Raw genomic sequence first — 19,649 nt, 5'->3', positions numbered from 1 at the left:
ACTACCCCCTTGCGACAAAGCGCAATAAATCAGCTGTTGTCAGACTGACATCCGCAACCGTCACGGTATCATGCGCCAATAACACTTCTGACAGAGTTGCAACAGAATCAGTTGGTGCCAATGTGATTTCGGCTGGCATGGTTACCGCTTGGCCGAAACCAGCATCCAAGACGTCTTGAATAAGTGCAATGCGCCGATCACTAAACAACGTTTCTACTAGTTCATTCGCCGGATGCATCGTAATTTCTTGTGGTGAACCGACTTGTTGCAAGATGCCATCATACATGACGCCAATACGATTTCCCAAACGTAGTGCCTCACCCATGTCATGGGTCACAAACAAAATCGTCGTCCCTAAATCTGTGTGCAATTCTAGCACCAAATCTTGCAAAGAGCGACGTGACAAAGGATCTAATGCACTGAACGGTTCATCCATTAAAATAATATCTGGCTTGGCTGCTAACGCACGGACAATCCCGACTCGTTGTTGCTCACCACCAGATAATTCATTTGGCATGCGTTGTGCATAATTCGTATGGTCTAAGCCGACCCGGTCTAAGAGCTCATTTACCCGCCTTTGACGGTCAGTCAATGCGACCCCGCTAGCTTCCAATTGAATCCCTGCATTTTGAAAAATCGTCATGTTCGGAAACAACGCCGAATTCTGTAAAACGTACCCAATGCCGCCACGAAGATCTTCTAATTTATAGTCAATTGCCCGCGTGCCTCGAACATAGGTATCGCCATCCGTTGGCTCCACCAAACGATTAATCAACTTTAAGGCTGTCGTTTTTCCACTACCACTCGGCCCAACTAAGACGAATAGTTCACCTGCATTAATCGTCAAATTCAAATCATTTACCGCCGCTTGACCTTGATAAATCTTCGAAATATGTCGAAACTCAATCATCTCATCCACACCCACTTTCCGTTAATCAATATTCTGATGGTACCGCTAACTCAATTTTTTTACAAATGGTTAGCGGAATTCTCATTATTCAGTTGTCGTTTATCCATATTATAAAACTTGCATCCTACCAGCAAATCAGTACAATTGACACCAAAGGAGTGTGAACATTATGTCTAAATACGATCAAGATGAACTACGAAATCGTTTGACCCCCGAACAATATGCTGTAACGCAGGAAGCGGCGACCGAGGCACCCTTTAACAACCAATATGACGCTTGGTTTGATGACGGGATTTACGTTGATGTCGTTAGCGGTGAACCCTTGTTTAGCTCAACTGACAAGTACGACGCTGGTTGTGGTTGGCCTTCTTTTACCAAACCCATTGAAAAAAAGCGGGTGAAGCGCCACCTCGACACCTCGCACGGTATGTTCCGGACGGAAGTTAAATCCGCTGATGCCGACTCGCACCTCGGCCACGTCTTCACTGATGGCCCAATGGCTGCCGGCGGTCTGCGCTACTGCATCAATTCAGCTGCGATGCGGTTTGTGCCCGTCGCTGACCTTGAAAAGTTTGGTTACGGTGAGTACAAATCATTATTCCAGTAAGTAAAAGAGGTTGAGACGTTATTATCCGTCTCAACCTCTTTTTTCTAATTTTCTACTTATTGAAGAACACCGTCGAAATAATATACAACACTGCCAAGTAACTTAGATAGAAAATATAGAAGAACCACTTATTTTTGCGTCCTTGCTTACCGTTGTACAGCGCAAGTAACGGTAGCACAAAGATCATCATCCACTGAATATCTGAGAAACCATGTTGTGCGCTTTGCCAAAACGTTACCCCTTGACGCCAAGAACAGAAAAATAGATGCGACCACGTGGCCAAGCATTGTACATCCCCCTCAAAAATAACTCTTACTCACTAACACACAATACTATGCGTTATCTAATAACGTTCAACAACGCAAAAGAGTCATTTCAGAAAAAAACACGTGCATTAGATATGCATCCACAACTGCTAATAATTCAAGTAATGCCAACGCAACTTCGCTCCCCTTGTTACCGGCCTTACCCCCAGCACGATGTTGGGCTTGCTCAAGTGTATCAGCAGTTAACACACCAAAAACTGTTGGCACACCAGTCTTCAAGCCAGCTTGGGCAATCCCAGTCATTGCCCCGTTGATCACCAAATCATAATGATCAGTTTCACCACGAATAACGGCCCCCAATGTGACAATGCCATCATACTTAGCGGTGTTAGCCACTTTCTCGGCTACTAGTGGAATGTCAAATGCTCCAGGTACGATGTAAACATCGATATTTGCCATGTTCACCCCATGCATCGTCAGTGCCTCTTTTGCCCCCGCTAGCAGTAGATCAGTGATTAACGTATTAAATCGACTCATCACAATGGCAATATGACGTCCTTTGTGCTTCGTTAGCGTTCCTGTAACTGTTGTCATCTGAATTTACTCCTTTTAAATCATGTGCGAAAACTTATCGCGCTTCGTGGCCATGTACCCGGCATTGACTTCATTAACGCCGACAATCAATGGTACGCGTTCAACTACTTCAATACCGTGCTTGGCTAAATCATCAATTTTAGCTGGATTATTCGTCAATAAACGTACTTTTTGATAACCAGCATCTTTTAAGATTTGAGCCGCCTGGGCATAATCGCGTTCATCAGGTTGATGGCCGAGGTGTTCGTTCGCTTGGAACGTATCATAGCCATTTTCTTGCAACACATAGGTACGCAACTTTTCAGCGAGTCCAATACCACGCCCTTCTTGGCGCATGTAAACAGCGGTGCCACCCTGCTGATCAATCTGGCGGAGCGCTTCGTGTAGTTGTGGCCCACATTCACATCGGTATGACCCCAACACCTCACCGGTTAGACATTCGGAGTGTAATCTAACTAACGGCACTTCATCTCTCGCCACAGTACTTTGAATTAACAAATCTGGTTCACGGTCAGCCACTGTATAATTCGTTACACGAAATTCGCCGTACGCGCTTGGAAGCTTAATCGTTGGCCCCATCCGATTCGGTCGTTCCACTAACGCTTGGCAATACGCAATCAATTCCGCAATCGTCAATGTCACTAGTTCTTCTGCTGATGCCACATCAGCCAACGCCGTTTCACGTGCCATCCGACCATCTGCGTCTAGAATTTCTATAATAAAGGCAACAGGTGGTACCCCTGCCAACTTAGCCAAATCAACGGCCGCTTCAGTGTGACCAGCTCGCGCTAACACGCCATCGGGAACGGCAACTAACGGAAAAATGTGGCCTGGGCGTTCAAAATCTGTTGATTGCGCTGACAGATTTGCTAATTTCCGCAACGTCTGCGCCCGATCGACCGCAGATACACCCGTTGTCGTCCCTTTATGATCAATGCTCACCGTAAACTGGGTCCCAAATTTTTCCGTATTAATCGCGACCATTTGTGGGAGTTGTAATTGTGCCGCTCGTTCGGCAGACATCGGTGCGCACAACACGCCACGTCCAACTCGCAAAGCTTGGTTAACGTTTTCAGTTGTTGCAAATGAGGCTAACCCCACTAAATCGCCCTCATGCTCACGCTGGGTATCGTCCGTTAAAATAATCAATTGGCCTTGTTTAAGCACCGTAATTGCGCGCTCGACACGCTGTCGGATTTCTTGATTCATTTTGTTTACTCCTTCGTCAAATACTTCGCTAACACATCAGTTTCCAAATTAACTACGTCACCAGTTTGAACAGTACGCAACATCGTATGCGTTAAGGTATGCGGAATTAACGCAATCACAAACGACGTCGCACTAGCCGTCACAACCGTCAAGCTCACACCATTGACCGCAATTGACCCTTTCGTAACAATTTGGCGCATCAATGTCTGGTCTGCCGGAGTAATCGTTAAATAGACTGTTTCGTCAGTTTGTGACATTGTTGTAATCGTTCCAGTCCCATCAACATGCCCTAACACAAAATGACCATCAAATCGATCACCTGCCCGTATGGCTTGCTCTAAGTTAACGACTTCACCAACCTGAAAGTCTTGCATCCGGGTGACAGCCATTGTTGGTACCATGACATCAAAAGTGGCCTCGTGATCGTTATATGTCGTAATCGTCAAACAAACGCCGTCCACCATGATACTGTCGCCTAGTTTTGCGTCTGCAAAATAAGCAGATGCTGTTTTAATCGCTAAACGGCGTTCTTTTTCATTTCGCTTAGTCAAGGCAACCACTTGGCCAACTTCAGATACAATTCCTGTAAACATTACTTCGCCTCCCTGTAAATGACTTGATGTAGCGCATTACCAACACGTGTCTGTGTTGCAATGGGGCCTTGATTGCCCACCACGCCTTTAATGCCAGTTCCTAACACAGCATCCGTTTGGTAAATATCAAAACGTTGCCAGAGATTAGCCGCTAGAAAAGCACGCACTAGCGCCCCGCCGCCTTCAACCAGCAACGATTGGGCGCCACGTTGTCCCAAATCATCCAACAACGGCCCTAGGTCACCGTCGAAAGACACCGCTTGCGGCACCTGCTGGGCAAAAGTGCTGTTTGTCGTATAAATCAACGTTCGATCATCAAAAAAGGCCGGATAATGCTGCAAACGCCCCCGCCGATCGACAATCACGCGCCATGGTTGTTGGTGTGTGATTGGGACATGGCGCACGGTCAGTTGTGGTGCATCAGCCAAGGCCGTCTCGCTGCCAACCATGATGGCGCTCATTTGGGCACGCTGCTGATGAATCGCTACGTCCGCTCGATTGTCGGTTAATTTGGTGGGGTGCCCCGCCTTGGCAGCAATAAACCCATCGGCGCTTTGCGCTAACTTCAACGTGACATATGGCCGTTGCGTTCCAAAAAAATGATGAAAGGCTGGGTTTAGTAACACACTACCTTGTTGATCCAGTAGCGTGACTGCGATACCAGCCTGTTGTAATTTGGCAACACCACGGCCACTGACGTGCGGGTTAGGATCGTCTTGCCCAATGACGACCCGCCCAAGCTTCGCCGCCACGAGTGCATCTGCACAAGCACCGACCTTACCGACGTGCGCACATGGTTCTAGCGTGACATACATCGTGGCCCCAACCAGATTCGCCTGATGTTCCACCTGATTCATCGCCGCGACCTCCGCATGCTGATGACCAAATTGGTGATGGTACCCTGTCGCGATAACGGCGCCATCCTTCACAATAACCGCCCCAACCCGCGGATTTTCCCATGTTTCGGCCGGATCAGCTTGTTGCGCGGCTTGATACGCTAATCTCATCATTGTTAAATCATCCATGTTTCCCCTAACTACTCCGGGTAGTAAAAAAGCCCCAAGTCTGCTATATCAGCAAACTTGAGGCTGTTGCCAGGTCCGATCAAGCTTTGATCGGTCTGACACCTCGTTTTGGGTATCGAAAAAACTGCGTAAAGGGGCCAAAAAAATAAACCACTAACGCGATAAATTTTGATATCTTCTCCCATCCAGACTTTACTGTCGGTTACAGATTCACACTGCATCAACCGGGTTGCTTAATCGCAACCCGGGTCACGGACTGAGGCATACGCCATCACCGTCGGTCGGGAATTTCACCCTGCCCCGAAGATTTATTGATTATTTATTTAACACAGACATCATACAGTTCTCATGAATAATTTGTAAACCTTTATTTTTTGACGCACCTAACAAAAAGTACCGGCACGACCCCCTAAAAAGCAGTCATACCGGTACTTCAACGTTATTCATTATTTTTTAAATTAGTTAACTGCGACCAGTCGTTAACTTCAGACCAACAGCTCCGATAATAATCATACTAATAAACAGAATGCGTTTCCAATCACGGGACTCATTGTACAGCAACATGCCGGCAATTGTCCCACCAGCGGCCCCAATTCCTGTCCAGATTGCATATCCTGTACCCATCGAAATATCACGCAAGGCCAGTGTGAGTAAACCAATGCTAAGCGCTCCGCCCACCGCCATACCTGCGGCGGCCCACCAGGCGCGTCGTTTCTGCCACTCATTAATCATGATGACACCTGACACTTCCATCAAGCCTGCTAAGACTAAAAATACCCATGCCATTACGCCTTTTCCTCCGCCAATAATTTCAGACCAATAATGCCGCCTAATAAAATGACCAAGAAAACTAATTCCGCGATTGTCATGCCATCACCAAATGCGACCCAACCGGTTACCACCGTTGCCACGGTACCAAGGCCGACAAAAACTGCGTAGGCGGTGCCAACCGGGAGTTGTTCGCTAGCTGTTAAAAACAGTAACATTGACAATCCCAATGCAATTAGCGTTGCGACCCACATCAATGGGGTGTGCGCATGTTTAATACCCACAACCCAGCCATCTTCAAAACCAATTGCCAAGATAATCTTGAGCCACGGATTCTTTAACATGCTTTTGCTCCTAATCACTTATCTTAATGTGATTATTATACTAGTTTCTGTGCCATTTCGGCTAATTTCGATCTGAATAACAGAGCAGTGCTGGTCAGCTTAGTAAACTTTGCGCTCAACAACGCTCATACGGTGCACATTATTTGAATGCGTCCGCGCAAACATTTCAGCATTACTAATGGTATTCGTTTCGTAAAAATGCGTGCCTAATTGATCGCGAACCACGTATGTTGTCATTCCCTGTTTCATCATATCTCCCTACTTACCGAACCGTTCCGCCAAAGCTTGCTCATCTGGATGAAAATAGTGATAGCGCGAAACTGGTAAATAAGCCTCATCGCCCCCAATTTCGATTTGCTTCCCTTCATACACCGGCTTACCATCGTGAATACGTAAATTCATCGTCGCTTTCTTAGTACCAAACGAATCCAACGTCTTCATTTCTTGCAACTTATCAGCAAAAATCAGCAATGCTTCAGACCCTGGAAAGAGACGATTTGAAAAGTCGTTTTTCAAACCAAAGGCCATTACAGGAATGTCCAAATCATCGACCACATTTGCCAACTGAATAACCTGTTGGCGCGTCATGAATTGCGCTTCATCAACCAAGACGATATCTGGCAACTTATCAGTCGACGTTACTAGCCCCACTAAATCGTCCGTATCATGAATGATGCCAGCAGACTCACGCAACCCGATACGTGAGGATACTTCGCCAATCTTTGTACGATCATCTAGCGCCGACGTCAATAACAACGGGTGACGCCCTTGTATTTTATAGTTGTGTGCCACTTTCAAAATTTCGATGGACTTTCCCGAAGCCATCGTGCCATATACAAACGTTAATTGCGACATCCAACTCACCTCAAAAACTATCTTTAACTCGATTTAGTTTACGCGCTTTTGCCGATTTTGCAAGCGCCGTCGCCAAACGATAAACCGGACATTTTTAACGAATGTTCGCTTTCTAATTTCAAAAACCGCTTTCACGGTTAGCGTGTCACAGGTTTAATTCTTAAATAACGAACATAACTTTCCGTTAGGTTGATGATCATGAAACACTTCCGAACAAAAAAGACCGCCAGATATACCAGCAGTCTTTTAGCATTTATTTAAATTTCAGCTAGCGTAGCGGAGTGGCGTTCGCCATCAAAATAACGATTTAAACCAGTCGCAAATGGTGTCTTATCAGTGGCCACCGCTTCAAACAGTGTCCAAGCTGCTTGCAACTTTCGGGCATCCACATCCCCAAACACTGCTTCGATATCAGTTGTTGTCAGGCCCAACACAATATTAGTTACCTTGAGCAAACGCTCTTGCAGCGTATCGTTCGCCAAGTAAGCCCGCGCTTCATCAGCATCAGCCAACCCATAGTAAACCGCGCGTTCGCTGGTTCCCAAGGCCCGCAATTGGGGGAACACCCACCACATCCAGTGGGTGTCCTTCTTACCCGCCGTTAATTCATCTACTGCCGTTTGAAAACTATTGGCTTCGTCCTGCGCTAAAATAAATCGCTTTATATCGTTTGCTAATGCTTCATCCATCACATTTCACCTCATCCGTATTTTGACCTTATTCTAGCACATAATCAGTCCTGTCTTATTGGCGAGTGTCCGACAATCGTTGATAGTCAGTAATGTGTTGCAGTTGTTTGTGCGTCACATTATCCGCCTGCGGAGACAGAATTGCGCTCATAATATTATGACCGTTCATGCTATGACCTAGGCCAAGTGCATGCCCTAATTCATGGGCCAGTGTTTTGGTTAACGTATTCTGATTGGACAGCGTCAAAATATCACCCGACACGCGTAACTCACCCGACTGCGAATTCATCCAAGCCAGTGCATGGGTTCCTGAATCCGTCCCTTCGTCCCCCATCTCACCGGCGCGAACAATCACATCTGCATTCTGCGTCACAGGGACTAACTTAATATGAATTTGCTGATCAGATTGTTGGCGCCAAAACTTGATTGCACCGTGCAACGCCTTTTCAACATTTGGGGTCGTCGTTTGAAAATCACTGGTCATAATGGCGACGGTTAGTTCATCATTGTGGCCAACATACATACCGTAACTATCACTTGTTGGTCCAAACTTACCAGCCTGACGCAATTGCCGATTTTCCCGGTCGGCCTGCGTAATGGTCACGTCATTTAACTGACGGCGACGTGACTGATAGTTAATAGCGTTCATAATGGGGTCGATACTACTACCAAGCGATCCAAACACCAACAACAAAATAATGGCCATATAAACAATTTTGCGCCATCCCCGCCGTTTCCGTGGCTCAGGTTGCGGGGGACCCTGTTCATTAATGCCATACAGTTCATAAATTTTGCGGTCTAATTCATCATCTGGCACGTGTCACACCCCCTCCGAGACTCTAATCATAAGACGTTTGCTACCCTCACGACGTTAAAAAGGTCCCCCATGCATGAGCTACTTGCCATCCTACTCTTAATTCTACTGCCGTATCGCACCCGCTTTGGTTATTTTAGGAAACCTTTTTGAATACTCTCCCCAGCAATACACGCAAAAAAAGAGAACTGATTATACCCAGTTCTCCTCGTTTATTATTATGCGTAATTTTTCAGATATGAAATCCCCATCGCACCTGGACCAGCATGGGTTGATTCAATTGGCGTCGTTTCTGTAATATCAACAATCGCCTTTGGGAATTCAGCGCGTGCCCGGGCAGCTAATCGCTCGGCCTCTTCGGCTGCATCCGCGTGCGAAATACCAATCACCGCAATGGCGTTCGGCTCGGCGTGCATCCGCTCGAAAATCAAATCTTGGTATCCCTGAATTGTTTTCTTACCGCGGCCCTTAACTTCCATCGTAATTTTCCCCAATGGTACGTGGGTACCCAGCTTAATGTTCAGCAACATACCAATTAGCCCAGAGGCCTTCGACAAGCGCCCCCCAGCGACTAAATTCTTCAGTGTCGTCACCATCAAATATAATTCAGTATTATCCTCAACGCGTTGTAATTCGGCCAAAATCTCATCACGCGTTGCACCAGCCTGGGCCATCCGGCCGGCTACCAACACTTGTGCAGCCAAAGCACGGTCGATGTATTTAGAATTACGGACTACAATGTCATGAGGCACCAAACGCGCTGCTTGTTCAGCCGCCTGAACCGTTCCAGACAAATGGTGCGTCAAATGCAGTGAAAGGACTTCGACGTCTTCTGGTACTGTTTCGTAAACTTCCGTAAACACCCCCAACGAAGGTTGCGATGTCGTTGGCAAACTTTTAGATGCGGCCATCTTCTCAATAAATTCACTAGGCTTGATTGACACCCCATCGTGATAAACAGTGCCGTCGATCGTCACGGTAAGCGGCACAACTGAAATATCGTACTGCGCGACTTCTTCAGGCGTCAAGCGTGCTGTTGAATCAGTAATAATTTTTACTTTAGTCATCTCGTTTTCCCTCGTTACTAAATATTTGTAAGTTATTTCGTTTTTAAAACTTATTCATCTAGTATCTAAAACCGCATCACATAAAGACCGATTTTTACAACGTTTTTTGTAAGCAAAACCTAGCAACCCACTTTTAAAAAATACGTCAACGAAAAAACCACCTAGTTCGCATGTTTCGCGAACCAAGTGGCTTTTAACCGTGTTCCGAAAGGCTGACCCCCTTAATATCACGCCTTTCGTATCACTCTCTTTTAAATTTTCATGATTAGTACGGCATCTCAATGGCGTCGAGTACGGCCATATCAGCAACTGTAATCTCGAAATCAACATCCGCATTTTGCGCCACATACTCAGGATGGTTATCCTTTGGTAGTGGCAACGTCCCCTTGGCCAAGGCATACCGAATGGCCAACTGCGAAACAGAACGGTCGTAGTGCGCCGCAATTTCCTGCAGTTCAGGCATTCAGATCAGACGGCCCGTCCCAATTGGTCTGTACGCTTGCACCAGCAAACCATTTGCTTCCGTAAACGGTTGGTTCACGTCTTGCGTCATACCAATGTGATAAATAATTTGTTTAACGATTAGCTTACCGTGTAATCCACCAGCCACAATACCTATGCAAGCTGGTTTTGCATTTATAGTTTCACATGCCCTTTCTCCAAGATAGACCTTGTCAGTTACTTTTTACTAGTTTAATTCCGCGCAATATAATAGTATTTTTCGTCAAACGAGTAAATCTCACTTGGCCGCCAAAAATATACTCACCTAATAACCGCCTGACAAATTGAGAAGCAATAATTTCATCCGTCATATCTGCATTCGTATCTGGCACATTCTCAACAAACGATACTTGTTCTGGTTGGTTACTGTCATGCGCATCAGTAACATATGTCAATACTAACTTAAGATCAGACCTAAAGAGTGACTGATTGTTGCTATCAGTCGTAGATGACGATACTAGTACTTTAACAATTTGAAGTGTAACGCTCTGTATATTTGGATACTGAACAGCCGCATAGGTTATTTTAGGTAATAACTTTTCAAAACTACTATACCAATCCGTATTTTGATGTGCGTCTAATCCATCGGCTTTCACCTGCTGTCGTATTTTCTCATTTTCTTATCCCCCATATCTACATTTTTAACCCATCCGATATTTAAATCACGTCTCACAATTGACTAAATTGCCAACTTAACTTGTCGATTATGGAAATAATACAACTCATCCAAAACGTTGCACAGTCCACCATCAAAAGCAGTACAATAATAATTATTACCTCGCCAAAGGAGTCGGTTAATGGACATTCGCTTACGTCCCTCGCATGAAGCGACCATCATAAGAATTGAAGATTTAAAATTAACCTTAGCAACCGCCTATTCTCGACTATATGGTTTACAAACTACCCAAGTCCCCTTCACTGAGGCACGTTATGTGGCAACCATTGGCCGTTACGAATTAACAGCTTATGAATTATACATGACGAATTAATGTTACAAGTAATTAATTAAGGTGAGACACCTGGTTTGGAAGCCATAGAAATTGAAATTAATTTGTTAAACGTCAAGAACTGGCCGACCGATTGCGCCGAGCACAACCCATTTGGGATGCCAAGCTACTTTCCGCAAAAGATACCCAAAGCTTAAAAATGATTTATCGGGAACTCGTTCGTCTGTTGCACCCAGATCTCAATCCCGACCAAACAGCAGTTGAAAGAGAATGGTTTCAAGCTGCCATCACGACCTATAAAGCCGGCCAGTTGCAAGATCTGGCGCTTCTCTTAGAAATCGTGCAACTGAATAGCCAAGCGGCGGAGCAACATGAAGTTGTCATGCCTATCGAAGATCTACAGGAGCAAGGCGACCACCTCGCTAGTAAAATTGATACTTTACAAGCCGAAATTGATCACATCATGTCCAGTTTTCCAATGTATTTGGCCGACGCCTTTCAGGACGATCACTACATCACTGAACAGGTCTTGCGTATTCAGCAACAAACCACGCGACTAATGGCGAAACGTAGTCAATTGCTGACAGATTTAGCTCAAATGGGATGGGTCCAGCATGACTGAAAAATTTGAATTAAATCCGTTAAACAGCGGTTCAACATTACCAATTGAATTGAAAACGAATTCAACCGCTCTCACAGACTTAGTTGATGACCTATTTGGTGAACGCATTTACTTAACTCATGTGGCAAGTATGCGGCTATTATTATCTCTGAGAGAAAAACCAGGCCTACCACCGCGCTGCTGGGTTACCAGGTACCGCACTGATTTTACGTCGTGATAAGGCAAATCAATTTGACGACTACGCCATCAAGGTTCTTGATTCAGCTGAACACCACATCGGGTGGGTGCCACGGAGGCAAAACCATATTGTGGCTCGTTTGATGGACGCCGGTAAAAAGATTGATGCTGAAACTCGTGCTGGTAATAATTCACTGGCCGGCGAGCTTTCAATTGATATCTATCTTGAAGATTAGCATTGAAAAAATCCCCCTAACTGATTTACTGGTTAGGCGGATTTTGCATTAGTAATTTGTTTACTTAACCAACGTTGTTTCCACAAAACTTGCCAAGTGATCAAGACTGCTCAATTGTGCGTTGCAAAGTGAACTATCACGGCAAATTAGATTACCGCGCTTGGTATAATTACCATCTGCGCCACGTGATTTCACCTTGGACAAGAACATTGAGACGGTCCCTAACTGGTGGCAAATTGCACACAATCCGTTCAAGGGCTTGGGGTCAAAGTCACCGTATATACCGACCAATTTACCATCACGTGGTGCCACAATGTACTTCTTTTGGCTACCGTTATCGTTCCAGCCCAGATAGGTCATTTCATGACGGTCTAAGTTCTCCCACTTTGGCTCAGGCAGTTTTTTCACCTTTTTGAACAGCTTACCGAGTTGATTGGCACTTAACTCTGGGAAAGGCGTCACCAATTCCGCTAGCTGCTTAAATGCATGTCCGGCACGCTGTTTAGCGGTGGCAATTTCAGGTAATTGATTCAGGAAATCAGTGGCAATTTCAGTGTCTGGCAAAATACTTTTAACTGTTTCAACAACATCAGCCTGAACGACAGATTTTACATTCTTATCATTAACTGAATTGAACGCTTTATTCAGGATGATGACTTGTTCTTTAATTGCGACGAATTCGTGCGGTTGTAGTTGTTTGTCCATGTTTATGCTCCAATTTTAGAGTACACATCGCACAGACTTTAGCCGGCGATGTTATAACTGAGAATTAACTTTCGTTCGGCATACAGAAAATGATCCAAATACTGGCATCTTTATCATCTCCATTCGTGTTTGATAGTTTAATTAGTATATAGAAAATATTGTAAATAAGCAAACTACCCGGGTGAATTAACTATTCATCCGGGCAATTTATCAATTTATTCAGACAATTCAAGTACCGCAACGTAAGGCAAATTACGATGATGGTTGTTATAGTCCATGCCATACCCGACGAGGAACTCGTTAGGTACCCTCGCGCCAATAAAGTCTGGTGTAACGCCTCCAGCTGAGACGTCTTCACGCTTATCAACGGCGACCGCAATCAAGACCTGTTCAGCCCCACGCGCTTCGAAATCATGCTTCAGATAGCGCAATGTTAATCCTGAATCGATTACTTCATCGAGGACAACGACCGTGCGACCAGTTAAATCGACTTTCAAATCACGCTGAATGGTAATACGTCCAGTCGACGCATCCCCATCATAACTCGACACATCAATGTAGTCCGTTTCAACATCGCGACCAACTGCTCGTAGCAAATCAGCCATCCAGATGTACGCACCTTTCATCACGCCCACAAATACAGGACGCTCAACGTCTGCCGTTGCGGCGTTGATTTCAGCGGCGACGCGTTCCACCATTGCCGCAATTTCTTCAGTTCCTAAAACAGTCCGTCGTAACGTCATTGTTGGCATGACTTATCCCTCGTTCCAGATATCAAATAGAATAATCGTTTGTTCGTTTGATGGGCCAACCGCAAAAGTATAAAGTGGTACACCAATCAATTCTTCCACGCGCTTCAAGTAAGCTTCCGCATTTGCTGGCAACTCTTCACGTGACTTAACTTGTGTAATGTCTTCATCCCAGCCAGGTAACTCTTCATAAATTGGCGTCACGCGACGGACATCCGCCAAACTCGCTGGATAATGTTCAATGCGTTGACCATCTAACTCGTAGGCGACGGCAATCTTCAGCGTCTTCAAGCCTGACAGAACATCCAATGAATTCAAAGACAAGTGTGTGAAACCACCAATGCGGGCCGCGTGACACAGCACCACCGTGTCCAACCAACCAATTCGACGTGGTCGCTTGGTCACAACACCATATTCATGGCCAACTTCACGAATCGTGGCCCCGACTTCATCAAACAGTTCCGTTGGGAATGGGCCATCCCCAACACGTGATGTGTAGGCCTTTGCAACCCCCACAACGCGATCAATCTTGGTTGGCCCGATACCAGCACCAATCGTTGCGCCACCACCTACTGGTGATGATGATGTCACATAGGGATACGTCCCGTGGTCAATGTCCAACATTGCGCCTTGCGCTCCTTCAAGAAGCACTCGCTTATCCGCATCCAAATATTCATTCACGATGACCGTCGTATCTGTAATGTATGGTCGTAATGCGTCACCATAACCCGAGAATTCGGCAACCAATTTATCCAAATCCAATGGCTCATGGTTATAAATCTTCTCAAGAAGTTCATTCTTATCAGCCAAGACGGTCGTTAAGCGTTCGCGGAGCACGTTTTCATCAAGCAAATCCACGACACGAATTCCTGTACGCGCAGCCTTATCCATGTAAGTTGGCCCAATACCACGACCCGTTGTTCCAATTTTACCGTCACCCTTCTTAGCATCCACTAGTTTATCAATTAAAATGTGGTATGGAAAAATAACGTGCGCGCGGTCTGAAATACGCAGATTATTAGTTGTCACACCCTTATCTTGAATAGCACGCAACTCCTCCAATAGCGCCTTGGGGTTCACAACTGAACCATTGCCAATCACCGCCAACCGAGCTGGGTTAAAGATTCCTGATGGAATTGCTGATAATTCAAATTTTTGTCCATTCACGTAAATCGTGTGGCCAGCGTTGTTTCCACCTTGGTAACGAACAACCATGTCTGATTCCTGTGCGATGAAGTTCGTGATCTTACCCTTTCCTTCATCTCCCCACTGACTACCAACTACTACGATTCCTGCCATGATGGCCTCCCTTTTACGTTAAATGCGTGAAAACACGAACATTTAAAAACGTTTTATCACAAAAACTATTGTATCAACTAACATTTTCGTTTTCAATGCTTTTGCGACACAAAGTTCGACTTTTATCAAAATAAGTCGTCATCACATGTTTTTTATTCGTCTTTTAAGTTAACACTATTTTCTTATTTAAAATAAAAAGACGATATACCGAAATATATCGTCTAATTGCTATTGCATTTTACGATTGTTCATCTTGATTACTTCCCAAATAACATTCGGAATTATCGATAGAATAATCGTCAGTAGCCATTGGCCAACCGTCAACGGCATAAAGTGGAAAATGTCTTGGGTAACAGGGACTGTTACAACCAAAATAGTTAACACCAGTGACAAAATCGCCATCATCACCAAACTACGGTTAGCTGAGAACTTCACACGGAACATCGAGGCATCACTGCGAATATTAAAGACATGCAAGATTGATGAAATCGACAAGACGATAAACGCCATGGTGTGCCCCGCCGAATTATTGTCCGTGTAAACACCATATCCTTGTGCTGCTAATGTAATCACCGCAAACAAAGTGGCGTTAAACACAATACGGCGTCCTAACCCATGGGCAAAGACGCTTGCCCGAGGGTTAACCGGCTTATCCCGCATCACGTCACCGTGGGGTGGTTCCTTAGCAAGCGCAAAGCCTGGTAATCCATCGGCCACCAAATTAATGAACAACAGTTGGGCGGCCATCAATGGACTACCCCAGCCCAGAATCATAGCAACCACAATGACGATAATTTCAGACATATTGGCACTCATCAAGAAGTTAATTGTCTTACGGATATTGCCATAAATACCACGACCTTCTTCAACTGCATGCACGATGGTCGCAAAATTATCATCAGTCAAAACAATATCAGCAGCTTCACGGGCAACGTCAGTCCCGGTTTGTCCCATTGCAATCCCGACGTTAGCAGCATTCAAAGCTGGTGCATCATTCACACCATCACCGGTCATTGCGACAATATCGCCACGTTTCTGCCAAGCTTTGACGATACGAATCTTGTCTTCGGGCGTCACCCGGGCGTAAACGGCGTAGTCTTGCACGGTGTCATCCAATTCGGCATCTGACATATCATGCAATTCAGCTCCAGTCAGCGCCTTGTCGGTCGGCAATAAAATACCGATTTCTTTGGCAATAGCACTCGCTGTGGCGACGTGATCCCCAGTAATCATCACTGTTTTAATGCCAGCTGCCCGGGCTTCGACAACAGCTTGAGCAGATTCAGGACGCGGCGGATCAATAATCCCAACCAAGCCCAATAGTTGCAAATTTTGTTCTAATTCTTCAGCCGTTGGTTCCGCTGATAACGTCGGTAGTTTTGCGACAGCTACCGTAATTACACGCAACGCTTGATCGCCAAAAGCCTGGTTAACAACTTTTGCACGCTCTTGCAGCACGACTGGCAACTTGGGTAACAGGACATCAAAAGCCCCTTTCGTAATCGCCAAATAACCATCAGCCACCCGATGAACAGTCGTCATTCGCTTACGCGTTGAGTTAAATGGAATCTCATAGACCTTCGGATATTCGGCTTGCAAGGCCTCGTATGCTGAATAGCCCCCGACACCACCAACCAAGGCCATCTCAGTTGGCAAGCCTGCTAGTGTGCCGTCTTGATCTGTAACGTTCGTTGACAATGCCCCAAATTTCAAAGCATCCGGCAAGTCCTCAACCTCATCGACGGCCATAATGGTATCAGTTGTTGCATCCCAAACTTGACGGGCTGTCATTTTATTTTGAGTTAAAGTCCCCGTCTTATCCGAGGCAATCACACTCGCCGAACCCAGCGTCTCAACTGCCGGTAGTCGACGCACAATTGCGTGCCGATCTGCCATCCGTTGCACACCTAGCGCTAATGTAATCGTGACAATCACCATCAAGGTTTCTGGTACCACGGCCACGGCCAACGATACAGCCGTCATAAACAGCTCCATCAGCGGATCACCCTGCATAATTCCCAAAATCATCACAATAATTGCCGCGATAATTGCGACGACAGTCAATTGACGGCCTAATTGAGCCAGACGCTTCTGCATCGGCGTCATTTCGCGCTCTTCACGTCCTAGTAAGCTAGCAATTTTACCCATTTCGGTATTCATCCCCGTCGCCACAACCAACGCTTCACCACGTCCATTCACAATCGTTGTGCCGCGGTAAACCATGTTCCGTCGATCACCCAACGGCACTTGCTCGTCAGTGATAAAGTCTTCATCCTTCTCAATCGGATGACTTTCACCAGTCAGTGGTGATTCTTCCACCCGTAAATCTGCGGTCGTCAACAAGCGGGCGTCCGCCGGAATCTTCACCCCATTCTCAAGTACCAAAATATCCCCGACCACGATATCCGTCATCGGAATAAATTGTATGTCACCGTCGCGTCGGACTTTCGCTTCTTCGCGCTCCAACCCCTTTAATGAATCAAGCGCTTTTTCAGCCCGCCCCTCTTGCACAATCGATAAGACGGAGTTGATTACAACAATCGCAATGATCAGAAAACTTTCAAAATAATCGCCATGGCCTTGAATGATCGTCGTAATTAGTGAAATGATGGCAGCAATAATCAAAATAATTGTTGTAATATCGCTTAGACTGCGTAACACCCGTTTTATCAAACCCTCTTTCGGCGGTTCAACAAACTGGTTATCCCCATTTTTTTGGCGGGATTGTACCACCTGTTCCTGCGTTAACCCGCGATCGGGTTGGCTCTGTAATTTTTCAATTACCTTCGTTAACATTTCTTGATATATCATATGTCGGCTCCCCTCTGTTTGCTGTCGGCATATCGCTACCCAGTTAAAGTATAACAATTTTCGTAACTGAAGCCAAAAATTTTGCTTATAATGTATCAACTGGAAAATAAAGTTCGCTTTTTACGTATGTTAAAACTTACAAAACGTAATTTGTTCGGTTTTTCGGTTGACGTTTGAAACTTGATCCCCTAAACTATGAAACGTTAGGAAGAACTTATTATTTTTTACATTTAAAGGGGGCACAGATGAACTCTGTTGCAAAATACTTCCGCTTTGATGAGCTCGGAACTAATTTCCGAACTGAAATTATTGCCGGTTTAACGACTTTCGTTTCAATGGCCTATATTTTGTTTGTTAACCCAACTGTTTTGGGTGCAGCAGGTATGGACAAGGGCGCTGTTTTCACCGCTACTGGTGTCGCCACAGCCATTGCCACAATTTTCATGGGCTTAGTCGCGCGCTATCCAATTGCTATCGCACCCGGCTTAGGGGTTAATGCATTTTTCGCATATTCTGTTGTCATCGGAATGAAGGTTCCTTGGCAAACAGCAATGGCCGGGGTCTTGGTCGCTGCCATTATCTTCTTGTTGCTCACATTCTTTAAAATCCGTGAAACCATCATTAACATGATTCCACAAGATTTAAAGGTCGCCATCGCCGCTGGAATCGGTCTGTTCATTGCCTTTATCGGGTTAGCAAACGCTGGCTTGATTGTGGCCAATGACTCAACAATGGTCTCATTAGGGCATCTAACCTCAGGTACCTCATTGCTCTCAATTTTTGGGATTATCGTGACCTTTATCTTAATTGCCACGCGCGTACCAGCTGCAATTTTTATTGGGATGATTATTACGGCAATTGTCGGAATTATTTCTGGTTTAATTGATCTGCCATCACACTTGATTTCGTCAGCTCCATCGTTGGCCCCAACCTTTGGTGAGTCAATTAACCACATTACGGATATCAATACATTTCAATTGTTTACCGTTGTCTTGACGTTCCTGATTGTGACATTCTTTGACACTGCCGGTACGATGATTGGTTTAGCCACTCAAGCTGGATTCATGAAGGACGGTAAGATGCCTCGTGCCGGTAAGGCTTTGATGGCTGACGCCGTTGGTATGACAGCTGGTGCGGTATTGGGAACGTCACCTACATCAGCTTACGTTGAGTCTTCTGCCGGAATGGCGGTTGGTGGCCGTTCGGGTTTGACGTCAGTTACGACTGGTATTTTGTTCGTTTTCGCCCTACTATTTTCACCATTGTTGTCGGTTGTTACCTCACAAGTCACCGCACCAGCGTTGATTGTGGTTGGGGTTTTGATGGCCGAAAACTTGCGTAATATTAATTGGGATGATTTTGCAATCGCCGCACCGGCGTTCTTAATTGTGATTGGCATGCCACTGACATACTCAATTTCAGATGGTATCGCCCTTGGCTTTATCTTGTACCCAATCATGATGATTGCCACTAAACGAGCTGGCAAGGTACACCCACTGATGTACGCTCTGGCAGCTATCTTCTTGATTTTCTTATTTATCGTCGCTCATTAATTATTAATCGACACAAAAGCCGCCAATCCCCCGATTTTTAATCAGGAGATTGGCGGCTTTTCACGTCTTACGCCTCAATATCTTTTTTACTTACTGTTCTTTAACACTTGAACAGCTGCAACCAATTCTGGCTTCGCTTCTTCCAACCAATTTGGATCGCGCAATTCAGTCAGCCCAATGACCGATGTCACTAGCTTCGATGATTTCGTCATCCCCGTTGTTTCATAGCTAACTAGGCGTTCAATTGATGTTGTATCAAAATGATCATCCATCATCTTAGCCAATTCAAGCAAAAATTCATGTGTCAT

The 19,649-nt window shown here is 45.4% G+C and carries 26 protein-coding genes and 1 riboswitch; of the genes, 5 read left to right on the top strand and 21 right to left on the bottom strand.

What is annotated here, in order from left to right; translation table 11 throughout:
- Window position 1: 1 nt before the first annotated feature.
- Complete coding sequence (locus EST42_RS02185) at window positions 2–910, bottom strand: ATP-binding cassette domain-containing protein (RefSeq protein WP_134644021.1); 909 nt, start codon at window positions 908–910, stop codon at window positions 2–4.
- A 169-nt stretch (window positions 911–1,079) separates the two neighbouring features.
- Here EST42_RS02185 and msrB point away from each other — a divergent pair, with 169 nt between their 5' ends.
- A complete protein-coding gene (msrB, locus tag EST42_RS02180; protein ID WP_134644020.1) occupies window positions 1,080–1,517 on the top strand; it encodes a peptide-methionine (R)-S-oxide reductase MsrB in 438 nt (145 codons plus the stop codon).
- A gap of 52 nt (window positions 1,518–1,569) precedes the next feature.
- Here msrB and EST42_RS02175 read toward each other — a convergent pair whose 3' ends face one another.
- From EST42_RS02175 to EST42_RS02115, 15 genes are all read right to left on the bottom strand, one after another.
- Window positions 1,570–1,800, bottom strand: coding sequence for a TraX family protein (locus EST42_RS02175; protein WP_245150335.1), 231 nt, complete (start codon window positions 1,798–1,800; stop codon window positions 1,570–1,572).
- A gap of 70 nt (window positions 1,801–1,870) precedes the next feature.
- Window positions 1,871–2,377, bottom strand: coding sequence for a 6,7-dimethyl-8-ribityllumazine synthase (ribH, locus tag EST42_RS02170; protein ID WP_134644019.1), 507 nt, complete (start codon window positions 2,375–2,377; stop codon window positions 1,871–1,873).
- Window positions 2,378–2,392: 15 nt separating this feature from the next.
- On the bottom strand, window positions 2,393–3,586 hold the full coding sequence (gene ribA / locus EST42_RS02165) for a GTP cyclohydrolase II (protein WP_134644018.1): 1,194 nt from the start codon (window positions 3,584–3,586) through the stop codon (window positions 2,393–2,395).
- Window positions 3,587–3,591: 5 nt separating this feature from the next.
- Window positions 3,592–4,179 (bottom strand): riboflavin synthase, encoded by a 588-nt coding sequence (locus EST42_RS02160; RefSeq protein ID WP_134644017.1) that lies wholly within the window; start codon window positions 4,177–4,179, stop codon window positions 3,592–3,594.
- On the bottom strand, window positions 4,179–5,204 hold the full coding sequence (gene ribD, locus EST42_RS02155; protein ID WP_134644016.1) for a bifunctional diaminohydroxyphosphoribosylaminopyrimidine deaminase/5-amino-6-(5-phosphoribosylamino)uracil reductase RibD: 1,026 nt from the start codon (window positions 5,202–5,204) through the stop codon (window positions 4,179–4,181). Before ribD ends, EST42_RS02160 begins: the two co-directional genes overlap by 1 nt.
- Before the next feature lie 169 nt (window positions 5,205–5,373).
- Window positions 5,374–5,516: riboswitch (FMN riboswitch) on the bottom strand.
- Window positions 5,517–5,666: 150 nt separating this feature from the next.
- Window positions 5,667–5,990 (bottom strand): DMT family transporter, encoded by a 324-nt coding sequence (locus EST42_RS02150; RefSeq protein ID WP_134644015.1) that lies wholly within the window; start codon window positions 5,988–5,990, stop codon window positions 5,667–5,669.
- Window positions 5,990–6,316 (bottom strand): DMT family transporter, encoded by a 327-nt coding sequence (locus EST42_RS02145; RefSeq protein ID WP_010371283.1) that lies wholly within the window; start codon window positions 6,314–6,316, stop codon window positions 5,990–5,992. Before EST42_RS02145 ends, EST42_RS02150 begins: the two co-directional genes overlap by 1 nt.
- A 99-nt stretch (window positions 6,317–6,415) precedes the next feature.
- On the bottom strand, window positions 6,416–6,568 hold the full coding sequence (locus EST42_RS10420) for a hypothetical protein (RefSeq protein WP_167711030.1): 153 nt from the start codon (window positions 6,566–6,568) through the stop codon (window positions 6,416–6,418).
- A 6-nt stretch (window positions 6,569–6,574) separates the two neighbouring features.
- Window positions 6,575–7,171 carry a thymidine kinase gene (locus EST42_RS02140; RefSeq protein WP_134644014.1) on the bottom strand — a complete coding sequence of 199 codons (597 nt, stop codon included), beginning with the start codon at window positions 7,169–7,171 and terminating at the stop codon, window positions 6,575–6,577.
- Between the two features lie 257 nt (window positions 7,172–7,428).
- Window positions 7,429–7,860 carry a DUF1810 domain-containing protein gene (locus tag EST42_RS02135; RefSeq protein ID WP_134644013.1) on the bottom strand — a complete coding sequence of 144 codons (432 nt, stop codon included), beginning with the start codon at window positions 7,858–7,860 and terminating at the stop codon, window positions 7,429–7,431.
- 55 nt (window positions 7,861–7,915) lie between these two features.
- A complete protein-coding gene (locus EST42_RS02130; protein ID WP_134644012.1) occupies window positions 7,916–8,677 on the bottom strand; it encodes a matrixin family metalloprotease in 762 nt (253 codons plus the stop codon).
- 215 nt (window positions 8,678–8,892) lie between these two features.
- Window positions 8,893–9,741, bottom strand: coding sequence for a DegV family protein (locus EST42_RS02125; protein ID WP_134644011.1), 849 nt, complete (start codon window positions 9,739–9,741; stop codon window positions 8,893–8,895).
- 265 nt (window positions 9,742–10,006) lie between these two features.
- Entirely contained in the window at window positions 10,007–10,204 is a 198-nt protein-coding gene (locus EST42_RS10890) for an aldo/keto reductase (RefSeq protein WP_245150334.1), read from the bottom strand.
- Window positions 10,205–10,351 (bottom strand): hypothetical protein, encoded by a 147-nt coding sequence (locus EST42_RS10885; protein WP_245150333.1) that lies wholly within the window; start codon window positions 10,349–10,351, stop codon window positions 10,205–10,207.
- A gap of 64 nt (window positions 10,352–10,415) precedes the next feature.
- Window positions 10,416–10,838 (bottom strand): hypothetical protein, encoded by a 423-nt coding sequence (locus EST42_RS02115; protein WP_134644010.1) that lies wholly within the window; start codon window positions 10,836–10,838, stop codon window positions 10,416–10,418.
- Between the two features lie 201 nt (window positions 10,839–11,039).
- Here EST42_RS02115 and EST42_RS02110 point away from each other — a divergent pair, with 201 nt between their 5' ends.
- From EST42_RS02110 to EST42_RS11320, 3 genes are all read left to right on the top strand, one after another.
- Complete coding sequence (locus EST42_RS02110; protein ID WP_134644009.1) at window positions 11,040–11,231, top strand: hypothetical protein; 192 nt, start codon at window positions 11,040–11,042, stop codon at window positions 11,229–11,231.
- Between the two features lie 91 nt (window positions 11,232–11,322).
- Window positions 11,323–11,811 carry a hypothetical protein gene (locus EST42_RS02105; protein ID WP_134644008.1) on the top strand — a complete coding sequence of 163 codons (489 nt, stop codon included), beginning with the start codon at window positions 11,323–11,325 and terminating at the stop codon, window positions 11,809–11,811.
- Between the two features lie 200 nt (window positions 11,812–12,011).
- A complete protein-coding gene (locus EST42_RS11320; protein WP_134644007.1) occupies window positions 12,012–12,224 on the top strand; it encodes an HIRAN domain-containing protein in 213 nt (70 codons plus the stop codon).
- A 60-nt stretch (window positions 12,225–12,284) separates the two neighbouring features.
- On the opposite strand, the gene EST42_RS02095 is transcribed toward EST42_RS11320, so the two are convergent.
- From EST42_RS02095 to EST42_RS02080, 4 genes are all read right to left on the bottom strand, one after another.
- Window positions 12,285–12,929 (bottom strand): FusB/FusC family EF-G-binding protein, encoded by a 645-nt coding sequence (locus EST42_RS02095; RefSeq protein ID WP_245150332.1) that lies wholly within the window; start codon window positions 12,927–12,929, stop codon window positions 12,285–12,287.
- Between the two features lie 215 nt (window positions 12,930–13,144).
- The gene (locus tag EST42_RS02090; RefSeq protein WP_134644005.1) at window positions 13,145–13,681 is read right to left on the bottom strand and encodes a phosphoribosyltransferase; all 537 of its coding nucleotides are present in this window, start codon (window positions 13,679–13,681) and stop codon (window positions 13,145–13,147) included.
- A gap of 3 nt (window positions 13,682–13,684) precedes the next feature.
- Window positions 13,685–14,977 carry an adenylosuccinate synthase gene (locus EST42_RS02085; RefSeq protein ID WP_134644004.1) on the bottom strand — a complete coding sequence of 431 codons (1,293 nt, stop codon included), beginning with the start codon at window positions 14,975–14,977 and terminating at the stop codon, window positions 13,685–13,687.
- Window positions 14,978–15,205: 228 nt separating this feature from the next.
- The gene (locus tag EST42_RS02080; protein WP_134644003.1) at window positions 15,206–17,788 is read right to left on the bottom strand and encodes a cation-translocating P-type ATPase; all 2,583 of its coding nucleotides are present in this window, start codon (window positions 17,786–17,788) and stop codon (window positions 15,206–15,208) included.
- A gap of 245 nt (window positions 17,789–18,033) precedes the next feature.
- On the opposite strand from EST42_RS02080, the gene EST42_RS02075 reads away from it, so the two are divergent.
- Complete coding sequence (locus tag EST42_RS02075; RefSeq protein WP_134644002.1) at window positions 18,034–19,341, top strand: NCS2 family permease; 1,308 nt, start codon at window positions 18,034–18,036, stop codon at window positions 19,339–19,341.
- Window positions 19,342–19,427: 86 nt separating this feature from the next.
- Here the strand turns inward: EST42_RS02075 and EST42_RS02070 are convergent, their stop codons facing one another.
- Complete coding sequence (locus tag EST42_RS02070; RefSeq protein WP_134644001.1) at window positions 19,428–19,649, bottom strand: hypothetical protein; 222 nt, start codon at window positions 19,647–19,649, stop codon at window positions 19,428–19,430.

The organism is Weissella cibaria, from assembly GCF_004521965.1.
Classification (GTDB): Bacteria; Bacillota; Bacilli; order Lactobacillales; family Lactobacillaceae; genus Weissella; species Weissella cibaria_A.
This window is presented reverse-complemented; position numbering and strand designations above follow the sequence as displayed.